At 50.2% G+C, this 18,630-nt stretch carries 20 protein-coding genes, 1 tRNA gene and 1 riboswitch; of the genes, 14 read left to right on the forward strand and 7 right to left on the reverse strand.

Features of this window, described 5'->3' with window-relative positions:
• The coding region (locus tag QOX26_RS12800; RefSeq protein WP_283675370.1) for an ABC transporter permease at positions 1-743 on the forward strand (743 nt) is incomplete at its 5' end.
• Positions 744-855: 112 nt separating this feature from the next.
• Here the strand turns inward: QOX26_RS12800 and dapB are convergent.
• Genes dapB through asd form a run of 3 tightly spaced genes read right to left on the reverse strand, consistent with a single transcriptional unit; the run spans position 856 to position 3,637 of the window.
• Positions 856-1,617 carry a 4-hydroxy-tetrahydrodipicolinate reductase gene (dapB, locus tag QOX26_RS12805; protein WP_283675371.1) on the reverse strand — a complete coding sequence of 254 codons (762 nt, stop codon included), beginning with the start codon at positions 1,615-1,617 and terminating at the stop codon, positions 856-858.
• A 31-nt stretch (positions 1,618-1,648) separates the two neighbouring features.
• The gene (gene dapA, locus QOX26_RS12810) at positions 1,649-2,539 is read right to left on the reverse strand and encodes a 4-hydroxy-tetrahydrodipicolinate synthase (protein WP_283675372.1); all 891 of its coding nucleotides are present in this window, start codon (positions 2,537-2,539) and stop codon (positions 1,649-1,651) included.
• Positions 2,540-2,554: 15 nt separating this feature from the next.
• Positions 2,555-3,637: an aspartate-semialdehyde dehydrogenase gene (gene asd, locus QOX26_RS12815; RefSeq protein ID WP_283675373.1), complete on the reverse strand. Its 1,083-nt coding sequence runs from the start codon at positions 3,635-3,637 to the stop codon at positions 2,555-2,557.
• 137 nt (positions 3,638-3,774) lie between these two features.
• A riboswitch (Lysine riboswitch) is annotated at positions 3,775-3,959 on the reverse strand.
• Positions 3,960-4,036: 77 nt separating this feature from the next.
• Here asd and QOX26_RS12820 point away from each other — a divergent pair.
• From QOX26_RS12820 to QOX26_RS12840, 5 genes are all read left to right on the forward strand, one after another.
• A complete protein-coding gene (locus tag QOX26_RS12820; protein ID WP_283675374.1) occupies positions 4,037-5,722 on the forward strand; it encodes a SpoIID/LytB domain-containing protein in 1,686 nt (561 codons plus the stop codon).
• Between the two features lie 45 nt (positions 5,723-5,767).
• On the forward strand, positions 5,768-6,793 hold the full coding sequence (gene queA / locus QOX26_RS12825) for a tRNA preQ1(34) S-adenosylmethionine ribosyltransferase-isomerase QueA (RefSeq protein ID WP_283675402.1): 1,026 nt from the start codon (positions 5,768-5,770) through the stop codon (positions 6,791-6,793).
• Positions 6,794-6,908: 115 nt separating this feature from the next.
• On the forward strand, positions 6,909-8,510 hold the full coding sequence (locus QOX26_RS12830; protein ID WP_283675375.1) for an amidohydrolase: 1,602 nt from the start codon (positions 6,909-6,911) through the stop codon (positions 8,508-8,510).
• Positions 8,511-8,549: 39 nt separating this feature from the next.
• A complete protein-coding gene (gene tgt / locus QOX26_RS12835; RefSeq protein WP_283675376.1) occupies positions 8,550-9,692 on the forward strand; it encodes a tRNA guanosine(34) transglycosylase Tgt in 1,143 nt (380 codons plus the stop codon).
• A gap of 100 nt (positions 9,693-9,792) precedes the next feature.
• Positions 9,793-10,365: a hypothetical protein gene (locus QOX26_RS12840; RefSeq protein WP_283675377.1), complete on the forward strand. Its 573-nt coding sequence runs from the start codon at positions 9,793-9,795 to the stop codon at positions 10,363-10,365.
• A gap of 32 nt (positions 10,366-10,397) precedes the next feature.
• Here QOX26_RS12840 and QOX26_RS12845 read toward each other — a convergent pair whose 3' ends face one another.
• Complete coding sequence (locus QOX26_RS12845) at positions 10,398-11,297, reverse strand: C40 family peptidase (RefSeq protein WP_283675378.1); 900 nt, start codon at positions 11,295-11,297, stop codon at positions 10,398-10,400.
• A gap of 43 nt (positions 11,298-11,340) precedes the next feature.
• Complete coding sequence (locus QOX26_RS12850) at positions 11,341-11,640, reverse strand: hypothetical protein (protein WP_283675379.1); 300 nt, start codon at positions 11,638-11,640, stop codon at positions 11,341-11,343.
• A 176-nt stretch (positions 11,641-11,816) separates the two neighbouring features.
• Between QOX26_RS12850 and mtaB the strand changes: the two genes are divergently transcribed.
• From mtaB to QOX26_RS12870, 4 genes are all read left to right on the forward strand, one after another.
• Positions 11,817-13,097 (forward strand): tRNA (N(6)-L-threonylcarbamoyladenosine(37)-C(2))-methylthiotransferase MtaB, encoded by a 1,281-nt coding sequence (mtaB, locus tag QOX26_RS12855; RefSeq protein ID WP_283675380.1) that lies wholly within the window; start codon positions 11,817-11,819, stop codon positions 13,095-13,097.
• A 70-nt stretch (positions 13,098-13,167) separates the two neighbouring features.
• Positions 13,168-13,326 (forward strand): hypothetical protein, encoded by a 159-nt coding sequence (locus QOX26_RS12860; protein ID WP_283675381.1) that lies wholly within the window; start codon positions 13,168-13,170, stop codon positions 13,324-13,326.
• Positions 13,327-13,521: 195 nt separating this feature from the next.
• Positions 13,522-14,085 carry an elongation factor P gene (gene efp / locus QOX26_RS12865; RefSeq protein WP_283675382.1) on the forward strand — a complete coding sequence of 188 codons (564 nt, stop codon included), beginning with the start codon at positions 13,522-13,524 and terminating at the stop codon, positions 14,083-14,085.
• A 43-nt stretch (positions 14,086-14,128) separates the two neighbouring features.
• Positions 14,129-14,204: transfer RNA gene (locus tag QOX26_RS12870), tRNA-Val, on the forward strand.
• 106 nt (positions 14,205-14,310) lie between these two features.
• On the opposite strand, the gene QOX26_RS12875 is transcribed toward QOX26_RS12870, so the two are convergent.
• On the reverse strand, positions 14,311-14,541 hold the full coding sequence (locus QOX26_RS12875; protein ID WP_283675404.1) for a hypothetical protein: 231 nt from the start codon (positions 14,539-14,541) through the stop codon (positions 14,311-14,313).
• Positions 14,542-14,619: 78 nt separating this feature from the next.
• Complete coding sequence (locus QOX26_RS12880) at positions 14,620-14,895, reverse strand: GNAT family N-acetyltransferase (RefSeq protein ID WP_283675383.1); 276 nt, start codon at positions 14,893-14,895, stop codon at positions 14,620-14,622.
• A gap of 217 nt (positions 14,896-15,112) precedes the next feature.
• On the opposite strand from QOX26_RS12880, the gene nrdD reads away from it, so the two are divergent.
• From nrdD to QOX26_RS12900, 4 genes are all read left to right on the forward strand, one after another.
• Entirely contained in the window at positions 15,113-17,233 is a 2,121-nt protein-coding gene (gene nrdD, locus QOX26_RS12885; RefSeq protein ID WP_283675384.1) for an anaerobic ribonucleoside-triphosphate reductase, read from the forward strand.
• Between the two features lies 1 nt (position 17,234).
• Positions 17,235-17,732: an anaerobic ribonucleoside-triphosphate reductase activating protein gene (nrdG, locus tag QOX26_RS12890; protein WP_283675385.1), complete on the forward strand. Its 498-nt coding sequence runs from the start codon at positions 17,235-17,237 to the stop codon at positions 17,730-17,732.
• A gap of 12 nt (positions 17,733-17,744) precedes the next feature.
• Positions 17,745-18,254, forward strand: coding sequence for a dUTP diphosphatase (locus tag QOX26_RS12895; RefSeq protein WP_283675386.1), 510 nt, complete (start codon positions 17,745-17,747; stop codon positions 18,252-18,254).
• Between the two features lie 103 nt (positions 18,255-18,357).
• Positions 18,358-18,504: a hypothetical protein gene (locus tag QOX26_RS12900; protein ID WP_283675387.1), complete on the forward strand. Its 147-nt coding sequence runs from the start codon at positions 18,358-18,360 to the stop codon at positions 18,502-18,504.
• Positions 18,505-18,630: the final 126 nt, after the last annotated feature.

Here is an 18,630-nt window from a genome sequence, read left to right on the forward strand (position 1 = left end):
CATCACTTGCGCAGAATGCGGACGCAACCAATCGTCTGCTCGGCGCGGGCAACCCGCTGCCGGCTCCGGTCGTCGCACTGATCGGCATCGGAATTGGCGCACTGGTCGGCGCAATCGTGGGCGCGATAATCGCGTTCACCAAGATTCCGCCGTTCATCGCAACGCTTGGCTCGCAGCTGATTTGCCGCGCACTGGCCAAGATGTATTCGACGCAGCCGGTCTCCAAGCTGACCGACGATTTCCGTTTCTTCGGCAAGGGTAAGCTGTTCGGCGTCATCCCGATGATTGTCGTCATTTTCCTGATTATGTTCGTCATTTCGGCATTTTTGCTGACGCAGACGCGCTTCGGCAAGAGCGTGTACGCAATCGGCGGCAATGACCAGGCGGCGCGTGTGGCCGGTATCAACGTGGAAAAGAATCTGATTCTGGTGTACATCTGGTGCTCGGTTTGCGCGGCAGTAGGCGGCATTCTGCTGGCCGGTCGTACCGGCTCGGCCGACCCGTCTACTTACGGTCTCAACTATGAACTCGACGCCATCGCGGCCGCAACGGTCGGCGGCACCTCGCACACAGGCGGCATCTGCCGCGTGTCGGGCGTGCTGTGCGGCATCCTGATTCTCGGCGTCATCAACAACGGCTTGGTTATGCTGGGCGTCAACGACAACATGACAAGCATCATCAAGGGCCTGATTATCGTTGGCTCGGTTGTGTTTGACATGCGCAAGAACACCAAGCATTCCTGATTTTTGACCAAATCACTCTCTTCTTTATAGGACAAAGCGCCGCCTGCAGAGCAGACGGCGCTTTGTTCCGGTTATATAAAACTCCCTGCCGGGCGGCAGGGAGTTTTGCTTTTTACTTGGAGGCAATCACGTCAGTCATATCATACATGCCGGGTTGCGAGCAAGTCGCCATAAACGCGGCAGCATCTACTGCGCCGACGGCAAATACCTCACGCGAGAGCGCAGAGTGCTTAATCTCGATGATTTCATCACGGCCACAGAACAATACACTATGCTCACCTACGATGGTGCCGCCGCGAACGGCGTGAATACCAATTTCGTGCGGCGGGCGCTTTTCACGGCGCTCGTGGCGATCATATTCATAATTTGCGTCATAGGGTAGGGCTTCGGAGACTGCATCAGCCAACATGAGAGCCGTGCCCGAGGGGGCATCAAGCTTCTGATTGTGATGCTTTTCAATGATTTCAACATCAAACCCATCCCCGAGGACGGCGGCGGATTTACGCAGCAAATCCATCATTAAATTGATACCAATCGACATGTTTCCCGAACGGAAAATCGGAAATTGGGCAGATGCTTCGCGGATTTTTTGCAATTGCTCCGGAGAATGGCCGGTCGTGCAAATCACAATCGGAATGTGCTTCTTTTCGCAGAACGCGAGTAAGTGTTCGGTGCTCGAGGCATTTGAAAAATCAATAATCACATCGCATTCACCTGTGAACTCAAATGGATCTGCGAATACCGGGAAAGCACCACTTTTCGTTGTGTTTACATCAAAACCCGCAACGATATTCATATCTTTTTTGCCATCGACAATATCGGCGATGACATGTCCCATGCGTCCGTTACAACCGGAAAGCGCTATTTTTAACATCTTTTTAAACTCCTTTAAGAAGGAACAGCTTTTAAATGCGGCAGCCCGCAGCTTCTAATTCGCGCTTGATATAAGCGATATGATCATCACTTGCCTCAATCAGCGGCATACGCAGCTTGCCAACGTTCCAGCCAAGCAGTTCCATCGCTTTCTTGACCGGAATCGGGTTAACCTCGCAGAACAGTGCATCAATCAAACCGTGAAGCGAGAGCTGAAGCTTTGCTGCTTCCGGAAACTTGTTATCCAAGCACAGCTGCGTCAAATCATGCGTAATCTGCGGTGCAACGTTGGACAGCACAGAGATAACGCCCTTGCCGCCAAGAGACATCAGCGGAACGACCTGATCGTCGTTGCCGGACCATACGTTAAGATTGTCACCGCACTTCGCCATGGTTTCCGCAAGGAGTGAGAAATTGCCGGAGGCGGCCTTTAGACCATTGATATTCGGGTGCTTGGAAAGTTCAAACAGCGTATCGGCAGTAAAGCAGATGCCGGTACGACTAGGTACGTTATACAGAACAATCGGCAGGTCAGAGCAGTCGGCAATCTGGGTGAAATGCGTTACGAGTCCGCGCTGAGAGGTCTTGTTATAGTATGGCGTAACAGACAGTCCGCCATCCGCACCGCACTCGGCGGCAAATTTCGTCAATTCGATTGCATAAGCGGTATCATTTGAACCAACGCCTGCAATAACAGGTACACGATGGTTGACATATTCGCAGCACCAGGCAACCACTTCGCGATGCTCCCGATCATGGAGCGCGGAAGATTCACCGGTTGTGCCGCAGACGATAATGGAATCAGTGCCGTTGGCAATCTGATGGTCGATAATCTTTCCGAATTCTTCAAAATTCACTTCACCGGTCGAACAGAAGGGCGTGACAACGGCAACACCCGCGCCGGTAAAAATAGGCTTCTTCATAGATATATGGCCTCCTTAACGGTCCATGTAGCCCTCGGCGCACAGCAACTCCGCCATCAGGACGGCGCCGCCGGCAGCGCCGCGCAGCGTATTGTGGGAAAGGCTGACAAACTTGTAGTCGTAAATGCTGTCCTCGCGAAGACGGCCAATCGAAACACCCATGCCGCCTTCCAAATTGCGATCCAACTTGGTCTGCGGACGATTGTCTTCTTCAAAATAAGCAAGAAAATGCTCGGGAGCAGAGGGGAGTTTCAACTCCTGTGCGCGGCCGGAAAAATTCTGCCAACGGCGAATCATCTCATCCTTGCTCGGCTTGGTTTTGAATTTCACAAAGGCTGCAGCCATGTGACCATCTGCTACGGGAACGCGCAGGCACTGCGCGGTGATGACAGGCGAGACGGCGGACTCGATATGATCGCCGACAATCTTACCCCAAACCTTCATCGGCTCCTTCTCGCTTTTCTCTTCCTCGCCGCCAATGTAGGGGATGACATTATCAAGCATCTCCGGCCAGGATTCAAAGGTTTTGCCGGCACCGGAAATCGCCTGATAAGTGCACACTGCAACCTCGGTCGGCTCAAAATCCATCAGAGCGGTCAGCGCGGGCACGTAGCTCTGAATTGAGCAGTTTGATTTTACAGCAATAAAACCGCGTTTGGTGCCAAGACGCTTACGCTGTTCGGGAATAATCTGTGCGTGGTCGGCGTTGATTTCCGGAATAATCATCGGCACGTCAGGGGTCATGCGATGCGCCGAATTGTTAGAACAAACCGGGCATTCGAGCTGCGCATATCGCTCCTCCAGCGCGCGGATTTCATCCTTTTTCATATCGACCGCACAGAAAATAAAGTCTACCATCGAAGCAATCTGCTCTGCATCGGCGGTTGCATCGAACATAACCATGTCTTTGTATTTTTCCGGCATCGGATCGGCCATTTTCCAACGGCCTTCGCAGGCTTCTGCGTAAGCTTTACCGCGGTTACGGCCGGACGCTGCGAGCGCTACGACATCAAACCACGGATGATTTTCGAGCAGCAGCGAAAAACGCTGACCTACCATGCCGGTTGCACCGACGATACCGACTTTGTACTGTTTCATTTATTTCTGTTCCTCCCATAAGAATTGCTAACAAAATGTAAACTTTCCATCAGGCTGGCAGCAAAGAAAAATACCGGTTGAAAAACCGGTATGATCTATACTATAATAGAAAAAGCGGATAAACCGAATTCTTCTAATCACAGGATAGCTCTCCACCGGCATTTCTGCTGATGACAGATACGGGGATATTCTCCCGAGTATCCAGTACAGGCTTGCCGCAAACTCAAGACTGCCTTCGGCGGAAGACCCTTTTTCGACTGTTCCTCGGGGTTTACAGACCCTCCCAGTCGATACTGATGAAAACCGCGCCTCTACCTTATTATGTACTTGCACTTTACATTGTAAAATAATGCAGCATATTTGTCAATAGAGCGCATGAAATTTAACTGGAGGATGAAAATGAAACGCATCAAACGCCTGTTATCCTTGACGCTGGCCGCTGTGACACTGACTGGCTGCCTGTGTACAGCACCTGCATTCGCTGCGGATGTTGACACGGATCAAACCCTGCGCATCGGTCTGTATTATGACTCAACTGCGCTGACTGAAGCCAAGCTCGAAAATGTCGATGTTGCCGGATACAGCATTGGCTATTATAACGGAATGGCTTTTACGCCTGTACAGTCGGTTTCACAGAGCCAACTGACCATTAAGATTGTCAATAACGCCTTTGAGGTGTCAGACACGTCAACCGGCGCGGTTCTCTACACGAGCAAAGCGGAAGCGGACAATCTTGCCATTCGTCCGAACAGCGAACTGACATGGTGCAAAGGCTTTAAATGGAATGGGGACTTTGTATATCGAAACGCCTCAAACGGCAAGATTGCTGTTATAAACTATGTTGGCGTTGAAGATTATGTGAAGGGTGTTATTCCCTATGAGGTTAATGTAAGCTGGCCGAGCGAGGCGCTCAAAGCGCAGGCGGTTTGTGCACGTTCTTACGCGCTGGGCACGCTGAATAAACACGCAAGCTTTGGCTTTGATCTTTGCAATACTACCAATTGTCAGGTGTACAAGGGCGCCAATCTGGCGACTAGCGCGTCGGACAAAGCGGTAGACGACACAAAGGGTGAGTACCTTACTTACAACGGCAATTTAATTGTTGGATATTTTTTCTCCTCGGACGGCGGTGCGACCGAGGATGCAGTCAATGTTTGGGGCGGAGATTATCCGTATCTGAAGGGCAAGGTCGATCCGTACGAGGACGTCGACAACGCCTATAACGGCAAATGGTCCGTCACGCTGACGGCGGCAGAGATTAAGACAAAGCTCATCGATGCCGGCTATTCGATTGGGGATGTTGTAAAAGTCGAGGTCACTAAGCGGACGGCGACAGACAACGTCAACGAAGTGACCGTCACAGATAAGGACGGTAAGACCGCCATCATCAGCAAGGCGGCATGCCGGTCGGTATTTGGAGTCAACAGCATTCGGTATACTATTACCCCCAATACTGCGAAGACCGAGCAGACCAAGCTTGTGCGCACTGCAAACAAAATCAGTGCCTCGACGCACAAGGTGACGATGGACGGCACAGCGGTTGCGCCGCAAGGCTATAATATCAATGATAATAATTACTATAAACTCCGTGATATTGCTACCATTCTGAATGGGAAAACGCATCAGTTTAATGTCGCGTGGGATGCTCAGAACGATCAGATTCTGCTAACCGGAAACAGCGCCTATCAGTCGGTCGGCGGCGAGCTGACAAAAGCGGATACGGTACAGGTTGAATATTATGCGCCGTCTTCGTCAAAAATTGTTTTGGACGGAACACCGATTTCACTGTCCGGCTATCGGGTCAACGGAAATAACTACTATAAACTGCGCGATATTGCTGCCGCCATTGGTTTTGGCGTGGATTTTGATACGGCAACCGAAACTGTTGTGATGACGAGCGGCACACCTACCACGCCGGAAATACCGGGGGATGAAACAGTGCCCACTGCGTATACCTTTGACGGCACCGGTTGGGGTCACAGCGTTGGCTTGAGCCAATATGGTGCGCTTGCTATGGCTCAAAAGGGACATACATATGATGAAATTTTAAAATTCTATTATACCGGCATTACGATTAAACAATAAGGGAGGATTTTGCACGGGCGTTCATAAAACGCCCGTGTATTTATGATGAAGAAGAGTGATTTTTATTTCGATTTGCCTGAACGCCTGATTGCGCAGCACCCGCTTGTGCAGCGGGACGCATCGCGTCTGCTGGTGTTGGACCGTAAGGATGGGTCGGTGACGCATCGCCATTTTCATGATTTGCTGGAATATGTGCAGCCGGGCGACTGTATGGTTTTCAACAATTCGCGTGTGATTCCCGCAAGACTAATGGGACATGCCGTCGGGCATACCACGCCGATTGAGGTGCTGCTGCTAACCGATAAAGGAAATGGCGTCTGGGAATGCCTGACCCGCCCCGGCCGCAAGACGCGCGAAGGCGTCGAATTGACCTTTGGCGATGGCCTGCTCACTGCGACGGTAGAGTCGGTTCAGCCGGACGGTAATCGTTTAATTCGGTTTCACTACAATGGAATTTTTCTGGAGATTCTTGAAAAACTGGGTACGATGCCGCTGCCCCCTTATATCAAAGAAAAATTGGATGACCCGGAGCGCTATCAAACAGTGTATTCCAAAACGCCGGGTTCTGCTGCCGCACCGACCGCCGGACTGCATTTTACGAAAGAACTGTTGGCTGCGTTGGAAGCAAAGGGCGTCAAACTGGCATTCGTCACGCTGCACGTCGGTCTGGGTACATTCCGACCGGTCAAGGAGGATGAGATTACAGATCATATTATGCATTCCGAGTTTTATATGATGGATGAGCAGACTGCGCAGATCATTAACCAGACCCGTGCGTCCGGTGGCAAAGTGTGGGGTGTTGGGACGACCGCCTGTCGGACAATGGAGACCATCGCAGATGAGGGCGGATGCGTGCGCGCGCAATCCGGCTGGACGGATATTTTCATTTACCCGGGGTATCGCTTCAAATCCATTGATCATATGATTACCAACTTCCACTTGCCGGAAAGTACGCTAATGATGCTCATTTCGGCTTTTGCATCTCGCGAAATGATTATGAATGCGTACCACCAGGCCATTGAAGAGGAATACCGCTTCTTCTCGTTTGGCGATTCGATGACAATTCTGTAATATACAAATGGCCTTCGGTGAATCCGAAGGCTGTTTTTACATCATTCTATGATAATTTTCAGCTTGCATCAAAGAAACCAATGCGGTAAAGAATATCTGTTATGGAGGGAATTCGATGAAACAACTGTATGAAAACGGGACGATTCTTACCATGGAGGGCGACAACGTTGCCGAGGCTGTTTTGGTGGATGATGGGCGCATTCGCTGGGTGGGTTCCAAACAGCAGATACCGACAGATGGCGATATCGAACGCATCGACCTGCGCGGCGCCACGCTCCTGCCCGGATTTATTGATGCACACAGTCACTTTGCGGCGACGGCCAACGCGATGCTGCAGGTGCCACTGGAGGAATGCTCTGATTTTGAAGAGATTATTCAGTGCGTGCAGACATTTATTCGGGAGCAGCAGATACCTGCTGGGCAATGGGTGACTGCAAAAGGCTACGATCACAATCATTTAGCAGAAAAACAGCATCCCGGGTTAGCCGTGCTGGATCGTGCTGCGCCGCACCATCCGCTCGTGATTCAACATCAATCCGGCCACGTTGGCGTGTTCAATACCATGGCGTTGGAACAACTGCACGTCACGACGGAGACCCCTGTGCCGGAAGGCGGAAAAATCGAGCGTCAGAACGGTGTGCTCACAGGATATATGGAAGAAGCCGCATATTTAAAATATGTAAAACAAGTTCCAATGCCGAGGCCTGAGGCACTGTTTGATGCGCTGCAGCAGGCACAGAAAAAGTACGCTTCGTACGGCATCACCACGGTGCAGGAGGGCATGATGGTCGAGCAGCTTGGGCCGCTCTATCGCGCGCTTCTGGATGCGGATGCGCTGTGGCTTGATGTAGTTGGGTATGTAGAGATTGCGAGTGCTGACAAACTGCTTGCAGACTTCTCGGAGCATCGTGGGGTATATCATAAGCACTTTAAGATCGGCGGGTATAAAACCTTTCTGGACGGTTCTCCGCAGAGCCGCACGGCATGGATGCGCACCGCGTATCAGAATTCGGATAGCGACTCCGGCTACGGCACGCTAACTGATGAGCAACTTGCGTCGCATTTTCGCTTAGCGCTGCAGAATCAGTTACAGCTGTTGGCGCATTGCAATGGAGATGCCGCTTGTGCGCAATATCTGAACATTGCGCACAAGATGCAGCAGGAATACGCAAACCTTGCCGCCAGCCGACCGGTTATGATTCATGCCCAACTGCTTGGTATTGATCAATTGGATGCAGTGTGTGAATTGGGTGTCATACCATCCTTCTTTGTTGCGCACGTTTATCATTGGGGAGATGTGCATATTCGCAATTTTGGCCGTGCGCGCGCAGAACAGATTAGCCCAGCGGGCAGTGCGCTGAGAAAAGGGATTCTCTTTACGTTTCATCAGGATGCCCCTGTCATTGAACCTAATATGTTGGAAACAATCTGGTGTGCGGTGAATCGTAGGACGAAATCGGGCGAGTTGCTTGGCGCAGAGCAACGCATCAGTGTGATGGAGGCTTTGCGGGCGGTTACCATACATGCGGCGTACCAGTACTTTGAGGAACACGAAAAGGGGAGTGTCGCTGTTGGTAAACGCGCGGACTTCACGATTCTTGACCGGAATCCGCTCGCGGTCGATCCGATACGGCTTCGCGAAATCAGAGTTTTGCAAACAATCAAGGATGGGCGAACAATCTACCGCGCAGAAGTTGAAACTCCCTCTGATTTGTGATATCATATCAATAACTGTATTTTTAATGATGAGGGAATTATGGATATTGGAACTTTTGAACTCCTCAAAACTGAGGGGAATGCGCGCCGTGGCACGTTTATGACTGCACACGGCTTAGTGCAGACGCCGGTCTTTCAGAATGTCGGCACGCAAGGGGCAATCAAGGGCGCGGTAGACGCCTTCGATCTGAAGGAACTGGGGTGTCAGGTCGAGCTGTCAAACACGTACCATCTGCATGTCCGTCCGGGCGATCAAATCATCAAACAAATGGGCGGCCTACACAAATTTATGCGTTGGGATGGGCCGATGCTGACTGATTCGGGCGGTTTTCAGGTCTTTTCGTTGGCAACGCTGCGTAAGATTAAGGAAGAAGGCGTTTATTTTCATTCTCATGTAGACGGCCGGAAGATTTTCATGGGCCCGGAAGAGAGCATGCGGATCCAGTCCAATCTCGGTTCCGATATTGCGATGGCATTTGATGAGTGCATTGAAAATCCTGCACCGCGCGAATATGTAAAGGCATCGATTGATCGAACGACGCGCTGGTTGGTGCGCTGCAAAAATGAGCTGAGCCGACTCAATAGCCTGCCGGACACCGTGAATCCGAATCAAATGCTGTTCGGCATCAATCAGGGCGGAACGTATGATGATTTGCGTATTGAACATATGCAGGAAATCGCAAAACTGGATCTGCCCGGTTATGCAATTGGTGGACTGGCCGTTGGTGAAAGCACGGAAATCATGTATCATATACTGGATGCCGTCCTGCCGCACGCCCCGAGCAATAAACCGCGCTATCTGATGGGAGTAGGCACGCCGTCCAATATCATCGAAGGGGTTGCGCGCGGCATCGACTTTTTTGACTGTGTCATGCCCACACGTAATGCTCGCCACGGTCACTTGTTTACTTGGAACGGCATTATGAACATTCAAAACGCCAAATATCAAACGGACGACCGGCCGATCGAAGAGGGCTGTCAGTGCCCGACCTGCCGCCGATTCTCCCGTGCATACCTGCGGCATTTGCTCAAGTCCGGTGAAATGCTATCGCAGCGGTTGCTGGTCATGCACAACCTTTGGTTCTACAATCACCTGATGGAAGAAATTCGAAAGCATCTGGATGATGGCACGTTCGCCGCATTCCGTGGGGAATACAGCGATAAGATTGGAAAACGTATTTAATAGTTTAAGAGCTTCTCCTATCGGGGAAGTTCTTGGTCTTTTATGGAATGAATATCGATGGAGAATCATAGGATATGGCAGGACAAAGGGGGAGAAGCGCATGCAAGAAGAAAAAAGCTTCGTCTACACGCTGATTTTGGGTGCGTGCATGTTGATTTCGCTGCTGTTGATTGGAAAAATGCTGCTTGGACACCCTTCTGGGGAGGCAACACCGCCAACGCAGACCGAACCGCAGGAGATGCAGGAGGAGCAAGATGAAATTATGGAAGTGCAGCTGAGCGAAAATGACCTGTGCACGCTGATCGTGCAGGCGATGCCGTTTTCACCGGACAGCATCGTTGCGCATATTGGCAAGGATGGTGTGATTGAGGTCAGCGTAATTGTCAGCAAGCAGGCACTGCAGCAGAGCGGCCTTGCAGGCGACCTGAGAACGGCGCTGCTGTTCCTGCCAGACTCCTGCAAGGTTTATGGGGCTTGGAAAGTGGAAGCAACAGACGGCGGCATAAGCCTTAAAACGCAGAAAGCAGAAATTGCGGACATTTCACTTTCTGAAACTGCAGTCGCGCCGCTGTCAGAACTGCTGAACAAGGCGGTGAACGATCAATTACAGAATTTGGGCATCACGGTTTCCTCTATCGAATGTGACGATGGCGTCGTCGTACTGAAACCATAGGAAAAGGCCCTCCGAATTTGGAGGGCCTTTGATTAGTCAAAAATTACGCGTGCACCGCCTTGGAAGCGGGTGTCATATGTACCGGTCAGTGAGTCATACTTTACAACATCACCGGTGTGGGGAGAATGAATAAATTGATTATCGCCCACATAGAGACCGACGTGGCTGATTGAATAAGCGCTGCTGCCGAAGAAGACCAAGTCGCCGGGCAGCAGTTCACTGCGTGAAACTCGAGTCAGGTTATCGAACTGATCCTGTGCGACACGGGGAATCGAAGTGATGGTGTTCTTCATGACATAGGAGGTAAAGCCAGAGCAGTCGAAGCCGCTCGGCGTGCTGCCGCCATAGACATAGGGTGTTCCGAGAAACTGAGCTGCATAGGCCAGTACCTCGGCGCGTTTTGTGCTGAGACCCGTAGCGGCGGTGTTGGTTACCGCGCCGGCAACACCGGAGTTTTCAGATGCACTAAGTACAAGGTAATCCGGATGCATATAGCCTGACACGCCATTGTAAACAACTTTGTACCAACCGTTTTCAACGCCCACTGCGGATACAGAAGCGCCATTCGGCATAGTGGACAAGATCTTTGCGGACATATTAGGCTGTTCCCGCAGATTTACAATGGTATCACACACCACCTTGCCGCTGCCGATTGTGAAATCACAGTTCGGAGAGCCGGCCAGGTAGGCACCGCTGACGTAGCCTTCTTTTCCGTTCACCACAACCTGATACCATTCGCTGCTGTTGTCAATGACGGCAAGCGTGGTATTCTGCGGCAAAGTGGTAATAATCGCGCCGCCGGGGGACTGACGCAGATAAAGCGCATCCGCTTTCACCGTAGCGGGATAAAGCGCAAAGGCGCTAGGCAGCAACATAGAAGCCGCCAGAGCCGCAGAAATGACGACTCGAATCACTTTTTTAGACGAATTCATCGGTAAACCTCCGTTTTCGTTTCAAACAAATCCATTGGAACCTTTACTTGGTTCCAAGCGCACGCCCAAGCCAGATGGAAGCGATGTCCATTGCCGCCCATAGGCTGTCCTTTTCGGTTCTCTTAACAATGCGCTCTTTAATCCGAACGTTCGGATTGGTTTGTTGAAGCTGTACGGAAACACGCTTGGCAACTGGAAGTCCCTTGATCGTTCCATTTTCGAGAATTTGCATCATAATGATATGCGAATCACTCATGCTGCCGTAATAGATGATATTTTCTTTGCGCATCAAGGGGTGACCCTTGTAAATCAGCGTATCATTGCTTTTCGTAGTGGATGGCATAGACTGCACTCCTTTATGGTTACAAAACAGTTACATTTCAAAGTTACATTATGGAAACATTATAGCATGCGCACCTGTATCTGTCAAATGAATTTTCGGAAACGTTGGATTCATTTCTATTTTGTGTTATACTGTTGCGTGAGATACAAGAAAAGTTAAATTTGGAGTACCCAATCATGAAATTCGCTTTTTACACGCTTGGATGTAAAGTTAACTTATATGAAACACAAGCTCTAACGCAGCTTGCGGAGATGCGTGGCCATCAAATCGTTGAGCACGACGCGGATGCGGTTATCATTAACACTTGCACTGTGACTTCGGCCTCCGACCATAAAAACATTCGCGCGTTTCACAAAATGCGGCGAGAGAACCCTTGTGCGGTGATTGCGGCCTGCGGCTGTCTAGCTGAGCTGTCGGCAGAGAAGGTGAAGGCAACAGGAGACATTGACCTTGTTTTCGGCACGCATGACCGTGCACATATTATACAGCATTGCGAGCAGGCGGTCATTGGAGAGAGCAGTACGCAGGAAATGGTGGAGGAATCCGCATTTGAATATCTGCCAGCCGGCGTACCGGCAGGGCGTACACGCGCACTGCTGAAGATACAGGACGGGTGCGATAATTTCTGCACCTACTGCATTATTCCCTATGCGCGCGGACATGTGCGTTCGATGGCCAGAGACACTGTGCTTGACGAGACGGCTCGTTTGCAGAAGCAGGGAGTGCATGAAATCGTGCTGACCGGCATTGAACTGTCCTCCTATGGACGCGATTTAATGCCAGCGGTCACACTGATCGATTTGTTAGAGCAGCTGCTCGCCGAGTTTCCTGATATGCGGTTTCGGCTAGGGTCTTTGGATCCTCGCACGGCCAATGACGATTTCTGCGCGCGTCTCTCGCGTTTTGATAATTTGGCGCGGCACTTCCATCTATCAATGCAGAGCGGTTGTGACAGCGTGCTTGTTCGCATGGGACGCAGATACCGAACAGAAGAATACTATAATAATGTATCCAAACTGAAAACAACCTTCCCGGATTGTTCGATAACGACCGATTTAATTGTTGGCTTTCCGCAGGAAACCGAGGCGGAATTTGCCGAAACGCTTGCGTTCCTGGAGCGCTGCGCCTTTGCCTCGGTGCATGTGTTTCCCTTCTCGGCCCGCGAGGGGACACGTGCGGCTGAGATGGATGGCCAGCTGCCGCAATCCGTCAAGGCAGAACGTGCGTCCCGCGCAAAAGCAGTAGCCGAATGTTTATCTGAAAGGTATCGGATGGATTTGCTTGGGCGCGTGATAGATGTACTGCCGGAGCATACGGGCGCAGACGGCACTTGGGTAGGCCATGGGTGTTTTGGCGTACCTGTTTATATCCGAGAGAATGCGCTTGCCAAAAACGTCCTGAGTCGGGTCTGCATTACCGGACTTTATCGGGACGGATGGCTCGCCGAAAAAATTTAGTCTGGTGTTGTAACCCATTTGCCTCTTCCTCCATAGGATGAAATGAAATCATTGATAGGAGGAAAAATATATGTGTTCTTCTAATAATCTCTGGGGCGAAAATTACTGGTGGATCATCATCGTTGTTATCATCCTGATCTGGGTTTGCTGCTGCGATGGTGGCATGGGCGGCTGCGGCGAGAATAACTGCGGCGAGAATAACTGCGGTTGCTGCGGCGGCTGCTGCTAATCCAAACGCACCACATACCGTGTAATTAGCCTGAACGGCGCGGATATTTTATCCGCGCCGTCTCTTTTTTAAAAAAATTAGAAAAATGAAAAAAACCTCTTGCAAAAGTCGAAAAAATGGGGTATTATAAATAAGCGCTGTTCAGCAGGACAGCTTGAACGAGAAAAAGACATGCTTCGTTGGAGGATTTAATATATGATTTCCGCTGGTGAGTTTCGCAATGGCGTAACCTTTGAAATGGACGGTCAGGTGCTGCAGGTTGTTGAGTTTCAGCACGTAAAGCCGGGCAAGGGTGCTGCTTTTGTTCGCGTGAAGATGAAAAACGTGATCACGGGCGCAGTCACTGAGCGTTCCTTCAATCCTACTGATAAATACGAACCTGCTTTCGTCGAACGTCGTGATATGCAGTACCTTTATGATGAAGGCGATCTTTTCTACTTCATGGACAATGAAACGTATGAGCAGATTCCGATCAGCAAGGATACGCTGGGTGATGATTTCCGATTCGTTAAGGAAAATGAAAACGTAAAGGTTTGCTCTTATAAGGGCAGCGTTTATGCGGTAGAAGCTCCGCTCTTCGTTGAGTTGGAGATTATTGAGACCGATCCCGGTTTCAAGGGCAATACCGCTACCAATACCCTGAAACCTGCTAAGGTAGAGACAGGCGCAACCATTCAGGTTCCGCTTTTCATCGAGCAGGGTGAACGTGTTAAGATTGACACCCGTACTGGTGAATATCTCGAGCGCGCGAAGGGCTAATTTATACAATACGGACGGCAAGTCCATTGCCGTCCTGTAATATGGACATTTAGCTCAGCTGGAAGAGCATCCGCTTGACGTGCGGAAGGTCGGCGGTTCGAACCCGTCAATGTCCACCATTTTCCCCGTAATCTAACTGATTGCGGGGATTGTCTTATTTACTCGGATTTATTTTTTTACCGCCGAAAAAAAATAAAAAACCGCCCCCGGTAAGGGGGTGGAGGATTAGTGGTTAACGTGTTCGACCGCGCCATCGCCTTTGAGTTCATGGAAGACTTTGAGCGGTGTCCGATCTCCATTCTCAATGATTGGACGAGCTTTTTCATGTCCGTGCTTCGCATTTCCCTGTATTTCAGGAACAGGTGCTACATCATTCTTCGCAAAATGGTTGTGTTGCCGCGCCTCGGTGCCGTGGGGCGCTTCTGGGTCTGGGCGGCGCATGCCTGCTTTGGCCATAGTTATCACCTCAACCATAGCATTTGTAAAAAGGCTTCCATCATACGATGGTTTTTCTGGAAAGTTCGAACATTGAATTCATGAATCCAGAATGTCTGTTTGCTCGGGATGCCGCTGAAACCATTCGACCGCGTAGGAGCAGGTTGCTACTGCGCGATGCCCATCGGCGCGAATCACGCCCAGTGCGGTGCGAATTAACTGATCTGCAACTCCTTGACCTCGAAGAGACGGATCAACAAATGTATGGTCGATATTTACGACGCCTGCATGCACCACTGGGAAGGTAATGTCTGCGATGACATGCCCATCAGCATCGCAGGCATATACGCGGTTTGACTCGATTTTAAAATTCATATAAATCACCTCGTTTATAGTATATCACATGCGGTTCGTGCACGAGAAAGAAATATTTGGGCAACGAGAAATCCCTGGAAAGAACATTGTAAGCCATCAAAAATAATCAAATTACGCGAAATTATTTTGTGGAACATTTTCTCCGTTCTCTACTTTGCGTACAATATATAGTGTGCTATAATGGTATCCGGACACAACATAAAGAGAGGGAGAGCACATGGTCCATATTGTTAAAAAAGATAATACCAAAGAGGCATTCAACATTCAAAAGGTTGTAATTGCCGTCAATAAATCCGCAAATCGCGTCCTTTACTCCTTTACGGAGGATGAGCTGCGACTAATCTGCAACTACGTAGATGGTTACATTCGTGACCACAAGATGAAAGAAGTACAGATTTGGCAAATGCACAACATTGTCGAAGCTGCGCTTGAATCCGTTCGGCCTGAGGTGGCAAAAAGTTATCGCGATTACCGCAATTACAAGCAGGATTTTGTCGGTATGTTGGACAGTGTCTATCAAAAGAGTCAGTCCATCATGTATATTGGTGACAAAGAAAACTCGAATACCGACTCTGCGCTAGTTTCGACAAAACGCAGCCTGATTTTTAATCAGCTGAACAAGGAGCTTTATCAGAAATTTTTCATGAACACGGACGAGCTGCAGGCTTGCCGTGACGGATATATCTATGTGCATGATATGTCGGCCCGCCGCGATACGATGAACTGCTGCCTGTTTAATGTACAAAATGTGCTGCGAGACGGCTTTGAAATGGGGAATCTTTGGTATAATGAGCCTAAAACGCTCAATGTTGCCTTTGACGTTATTGGCGATATTGTGCTGTCTGCTGCCAGCCAACAGTACGGCGGTTTTACTGTCCCGTCCGTCGATTTGCTGCTCGAGCCTTATGCGCAGCGCAGCTACGATATGCTGACTGCCAAGTATAAGCAGCTTGGTTTAGATGACGAAACCGTTGAGAAAGAGGTCACTGCCGATATCCTGAACGACTTTGAGCAGGGATTTCAGGGTTGGGAGTACAAGTTTAATACAGTAGCCTCGAGCCGCGGTGACTACCCGTTCATTACCATGACTACCGGAACGGGTACCGGACGTTTTGCAAAGATGGCTTCCATCACGATGCTGGATGTGCGCCGCAAGGGGCAAGGAAAGAAGGGGCAAAAGAAACCTGTTCTTTTCCCGAAAATCGTCTTTTTATATGACGAAAACCTGCACGGGATTGGCAAGCCGCTCGAGGATGTTTTTGAAGCAGGCATTGAATGCTCGTCCAAGGCGATGTATCCGGATTGGCTCAGTCTGACGGGCGATGGCTATGTGCCCAGCATGTATAAAAAATACGGTGCGATTATCAGTCCGATGGGTTGCCGCGCGTTCTTGTCTCCGTGGTATGAGCGCGGTGGAATGAAGCCTGCGGATGAAGCGGATCAGCCTGTTTTTGTGGGTCGATGGAACATTGGTGCGGTTTCGCTGCACCTGCCGATGATTTATGCAAAGGCGCAGCAGGAAAGCCGGCCCTTCTTCGAAGTGCTGGATTATTATTTGGAGCTGATTCGCAAGCTGCATATTCGCACCTATTCCTATTTGGGCGAGATGCGTGCCTCGACCAATCCTTTGGCTTACTGCGAAGGCGGATTCTATGGCGGCAATTTGAAGCCATCGGATAAAATCAAGCCGATTTTGAAGACGGCAACCGCTTCTTTTGGCATAACAGCTCTGAATGAACTACAGGAAATCTATAATGGCAAATCGCTTGTGGAAGACGGCGATTTTGCCAGCGAGGTGCTGCAGTATATCAACCAGAAGGTGCAGCAGTTTAAGGAAGAAGACGGAAATCTGTACGCAATTTATGGCACACCGGCAGAGAGCCTGTGCGGACTTCAGGTAGAGCAATTCCGCAAAAAGTTCGGCATCATTGAAGGCGTATCAGACCGCGCCTATGTTTCCAATAGCTTTCATTGTCACGTGACCGAGGAATTGACTCCGATTGAGAAGCAGGATTTGGAAGGCCGCTTCTGGGATTTGTGCAATGGCGGCAAAATCCAATATGTAAAATATCCGATTGACTATAATCTGGATGCGGTCCGCACACTGATTCGCCGTGCAATGCAAAAGGGATTTTATGAAGGGGTCAACCTTTCGCTGTCTTATTGTGATGACTGCGGTCACGAAGAACTGTCGATGGACGTTTGTCCGAAATGCGGCAGCCACAATTTGACCAAGATTGACCGAATGAACGGTTATCTGTCCTATTCGCGCGTCAAGGGGGACACTCGACTGAACGATGCGAAGATGGCGGAAATAGCAGAGAGAAAGAGTATGTAACATGCGCTATCATAACATAACAAAGGACGATATGCTTAACGGGGAAGGACTTCGTGTCGTATTGTGGTTGGCAGGTTGCGATCACGCCTGCCCCGGATGTCATAACCCCATCACCTGGGATGCGGCAGGTGGAATCCCCTTCGACGAGGCTGCGAAAGAAGAACTTTTCGCAGAACTGGACAAGGATTATATTGCAGGTGTCACACTTTCCGGCGGGGATCCGCTGTATTGCGGCAATCGGGAGGATGTGACCGCCCTTTGTGCGGAGATTCGAAAGCGGTATCCGCAAAAGACCATTTGGCTATATACGGGATACACGTGGAAGGAAATTCATGATCTTCCGGTGATAAACTGGATTGATGTGTTGGTAGATGGCCGCTTTGTACAGCAGATTGCTAATTCGCAGCTGCACTGGCGGGGCAGTGAAAATCAAATGGTGATTGACGTCCGGAGGACGTGTCAACTGGGGCAAGTTGTATTATTAGACGGTACAAAATAAGGAGAAAAAGAGATGCAGAAAATTGCCAAGTTCCACAAGGTAAGTGAAAAGCAGTTTATCCGTGACTGGACTGCGGTCAGCGGGACGAATGCTGCCATTGCGCAGCGTCTCTATCAGGAAATCAAGCTGCCGCGCCGTGCGACGGTCGGATCGGCGGGGTATGATTTCTTTTCCCCCGAGGGTTTTACACTGGCGCCGCATGAGACCATCGCCGTGCCGACCGGCATCCGCGCCGAAATTGCAGATGGTTGGGTGCTGCAGCTGTATCCCCGTTCGGGACTGGGATTTAAGTTCCGCCTGCAGATGAACAATACCGTGGGCATTATCGACAGCGACTATTTTTATGCCGATAATGAGGGGCATATTTTTATCAAGCTGACGAATGATACCAATGAGGGTAAAACCGTTTCCATTAAGCAGGGAGATGGCTTTGCGCAGGGTATTTTCCTGCCGTTTGGCATTACAGAGGATGATGATGCAGATGGTGAGCGCCGCGGTGGCTTTGGCAGTACAACAAAATAAGTGCAACTCTTCAGCCGGCCTATTGAGCCGGCTGTTTTTTTCTATCGGGACAGGAACCGAATGCTGTGCACGCGCTTATACTGTGGTAGGAGCGTGATGCGCAATGTTCTGTAGGCTGCAGGCTATCGGGTTGATTCTAATCAGCTTTGGCGTTGGTGTCCTGATTGGCGGTTTGCTTCCGTCATTCCTCGCCATCTGGCTCGTTTCGCTTGCGCTGATCGCGGCCGGCGTGATCATTGCAGGATTATGACGAGGAGGTGCCAGCATGAAAGTTGTCATTTGGGAGAGCCCGAAATATCTGAAGGGACTGCTCAGCAGGCTGTTCCACATTACCTAAAGTAAAAAGCAGAGGCAATTGCCTCTGCTTTTTTCATAT

This window comes from Butyricicoccus sp. Marseille-Q5471 (assembly GCF_951230135.1).
Taxonomy (GTDB): domain Bacteria; phylum Bacillota; class Clostridia; order Oscillospirales; family Butyricicoccaceae; genus Agathobaculum.

Coding starts and splice junctions, on each gene's coding strand:
- dapB (WP_283675371.1), bottom strand. CDS start 1,617: ATGTTAAAAATAGCGCTTTCCGGTTGTAACGGACGCATGGGACATGTC.
- dapA (WP_283675372.1), bottom strand. CDS start 2,539: ATGAAGAAGCCTATTTTTACCGGCGCGGGTGTTGCCGTTGTCACGCCC.
- asd (WP_283675373.1), bottom strand. CDS start 3,637: ATGAAACAGTACAAAGTCGGTATCGTCGGTGCAACCGGCATGGTAGGT.
- QOX26_RS12820 (WP_283675374.1), top strand. CDS start 4,037: ATGAAACGCATCAAACGCCTGTTATCCTTGACGCTGGCCGCTGTGACA.
- queA (WP_283675402.1), top strand. CDS start 5,768: ATGAAGAAGAGTGATTTTTATTTCGATTTGCCTGAACGCCTGATTGCG.
- QOX26_RS12830 (WP_283675375.1), top strand. CDS start 6,909: ATGAAACAACTGTATGAAAACGGGACGATTCTTACCATGGAGGGCGAC.
- tgt (WP_283675376.1), top strand. CDS start 8,550: ATGGATATTGGAACTTTTGAACTCCTCAAAACTGAGGGGAATGCGCGC.
- QOX26_RS12840 (WP_283675377.1), top strand. CDS start 9,793: ATGCAAGAAGAAAAAAGCTTCGTCTACACGCTGATTTTGGGTGCGTGC.
- QOX26_RS12845 (WP_283675378.1), bottom strand. CDS start 11,297: ATGAATTCGTCTAAAAAAGTGATTCGAGTCGTCATTTCTGCGGCTCTG.
- QOX26_RS12850 (WP_283675379.1), bottom strand. CDS start 11,640: ATGCCATCCACTACGAAAAGCAATGATACGCTGATTTACAAGGGTCAC.
- mtaB (WP_283675380.1), top strand. CDS start 11,817: ATGAAATTCGCTTTTTACACGCTTGGATGTAAAGTTAACTTATATGAA.
- QOX26_RS12860 (WP_283675381.1), top strand. CDS start 13,168: ATGTGTTCTTCTAATAATCTCTGGGGCGAAAATTACTGGTGGATCATC.
- efp (WP_283675382.1), top strand. CDS start 13,522: ATGATTTCCGCTGGTGAGTTTCGCAATGGCGTAACCTTTGAAATGGAC.
- QOX26_RS12875 (WP_283675404.1), bottom strand. CDS start 14,541: ATGGCCAAAGCAGGCATGCGCCGCCCAGACCCAGAAGCGCCCCACGGC.
- QOX26_RS12880 (WP_283675383.1), bottom strand. CDS start 14,895: ATGAATTTTAAAATCGAGTCAAACCGCGTATATGCCTGCGATGCTGAT.
- nrdD (WP_283675384.1), top strand. CDS start 15,113: ATGGTCCATATTGTTAAAAAAGATAATACCAAAGAGGCATTCAACATT.
- nrdG (WP_283675385.1), top strand. CDS start 17,235: ATGCGCTATCATAACATAACAAAGGACGATATGCTTAACGGGGAAGGA.
- QOX26_RS12895 (WP_283675386.1), top strand. CDS start 17,745: ATGCAGAAAATTGCCAAGTTCCACAAGGTAAGTGAAAAGCAGTTTATC.
- QOX26_RS12900 (WP_283675387.1), top strand. CDS start 18,358: ATGTTCTGTAGGCTGCAGGCTATCGGGTTGATTCTAATCAGCTTTGGC.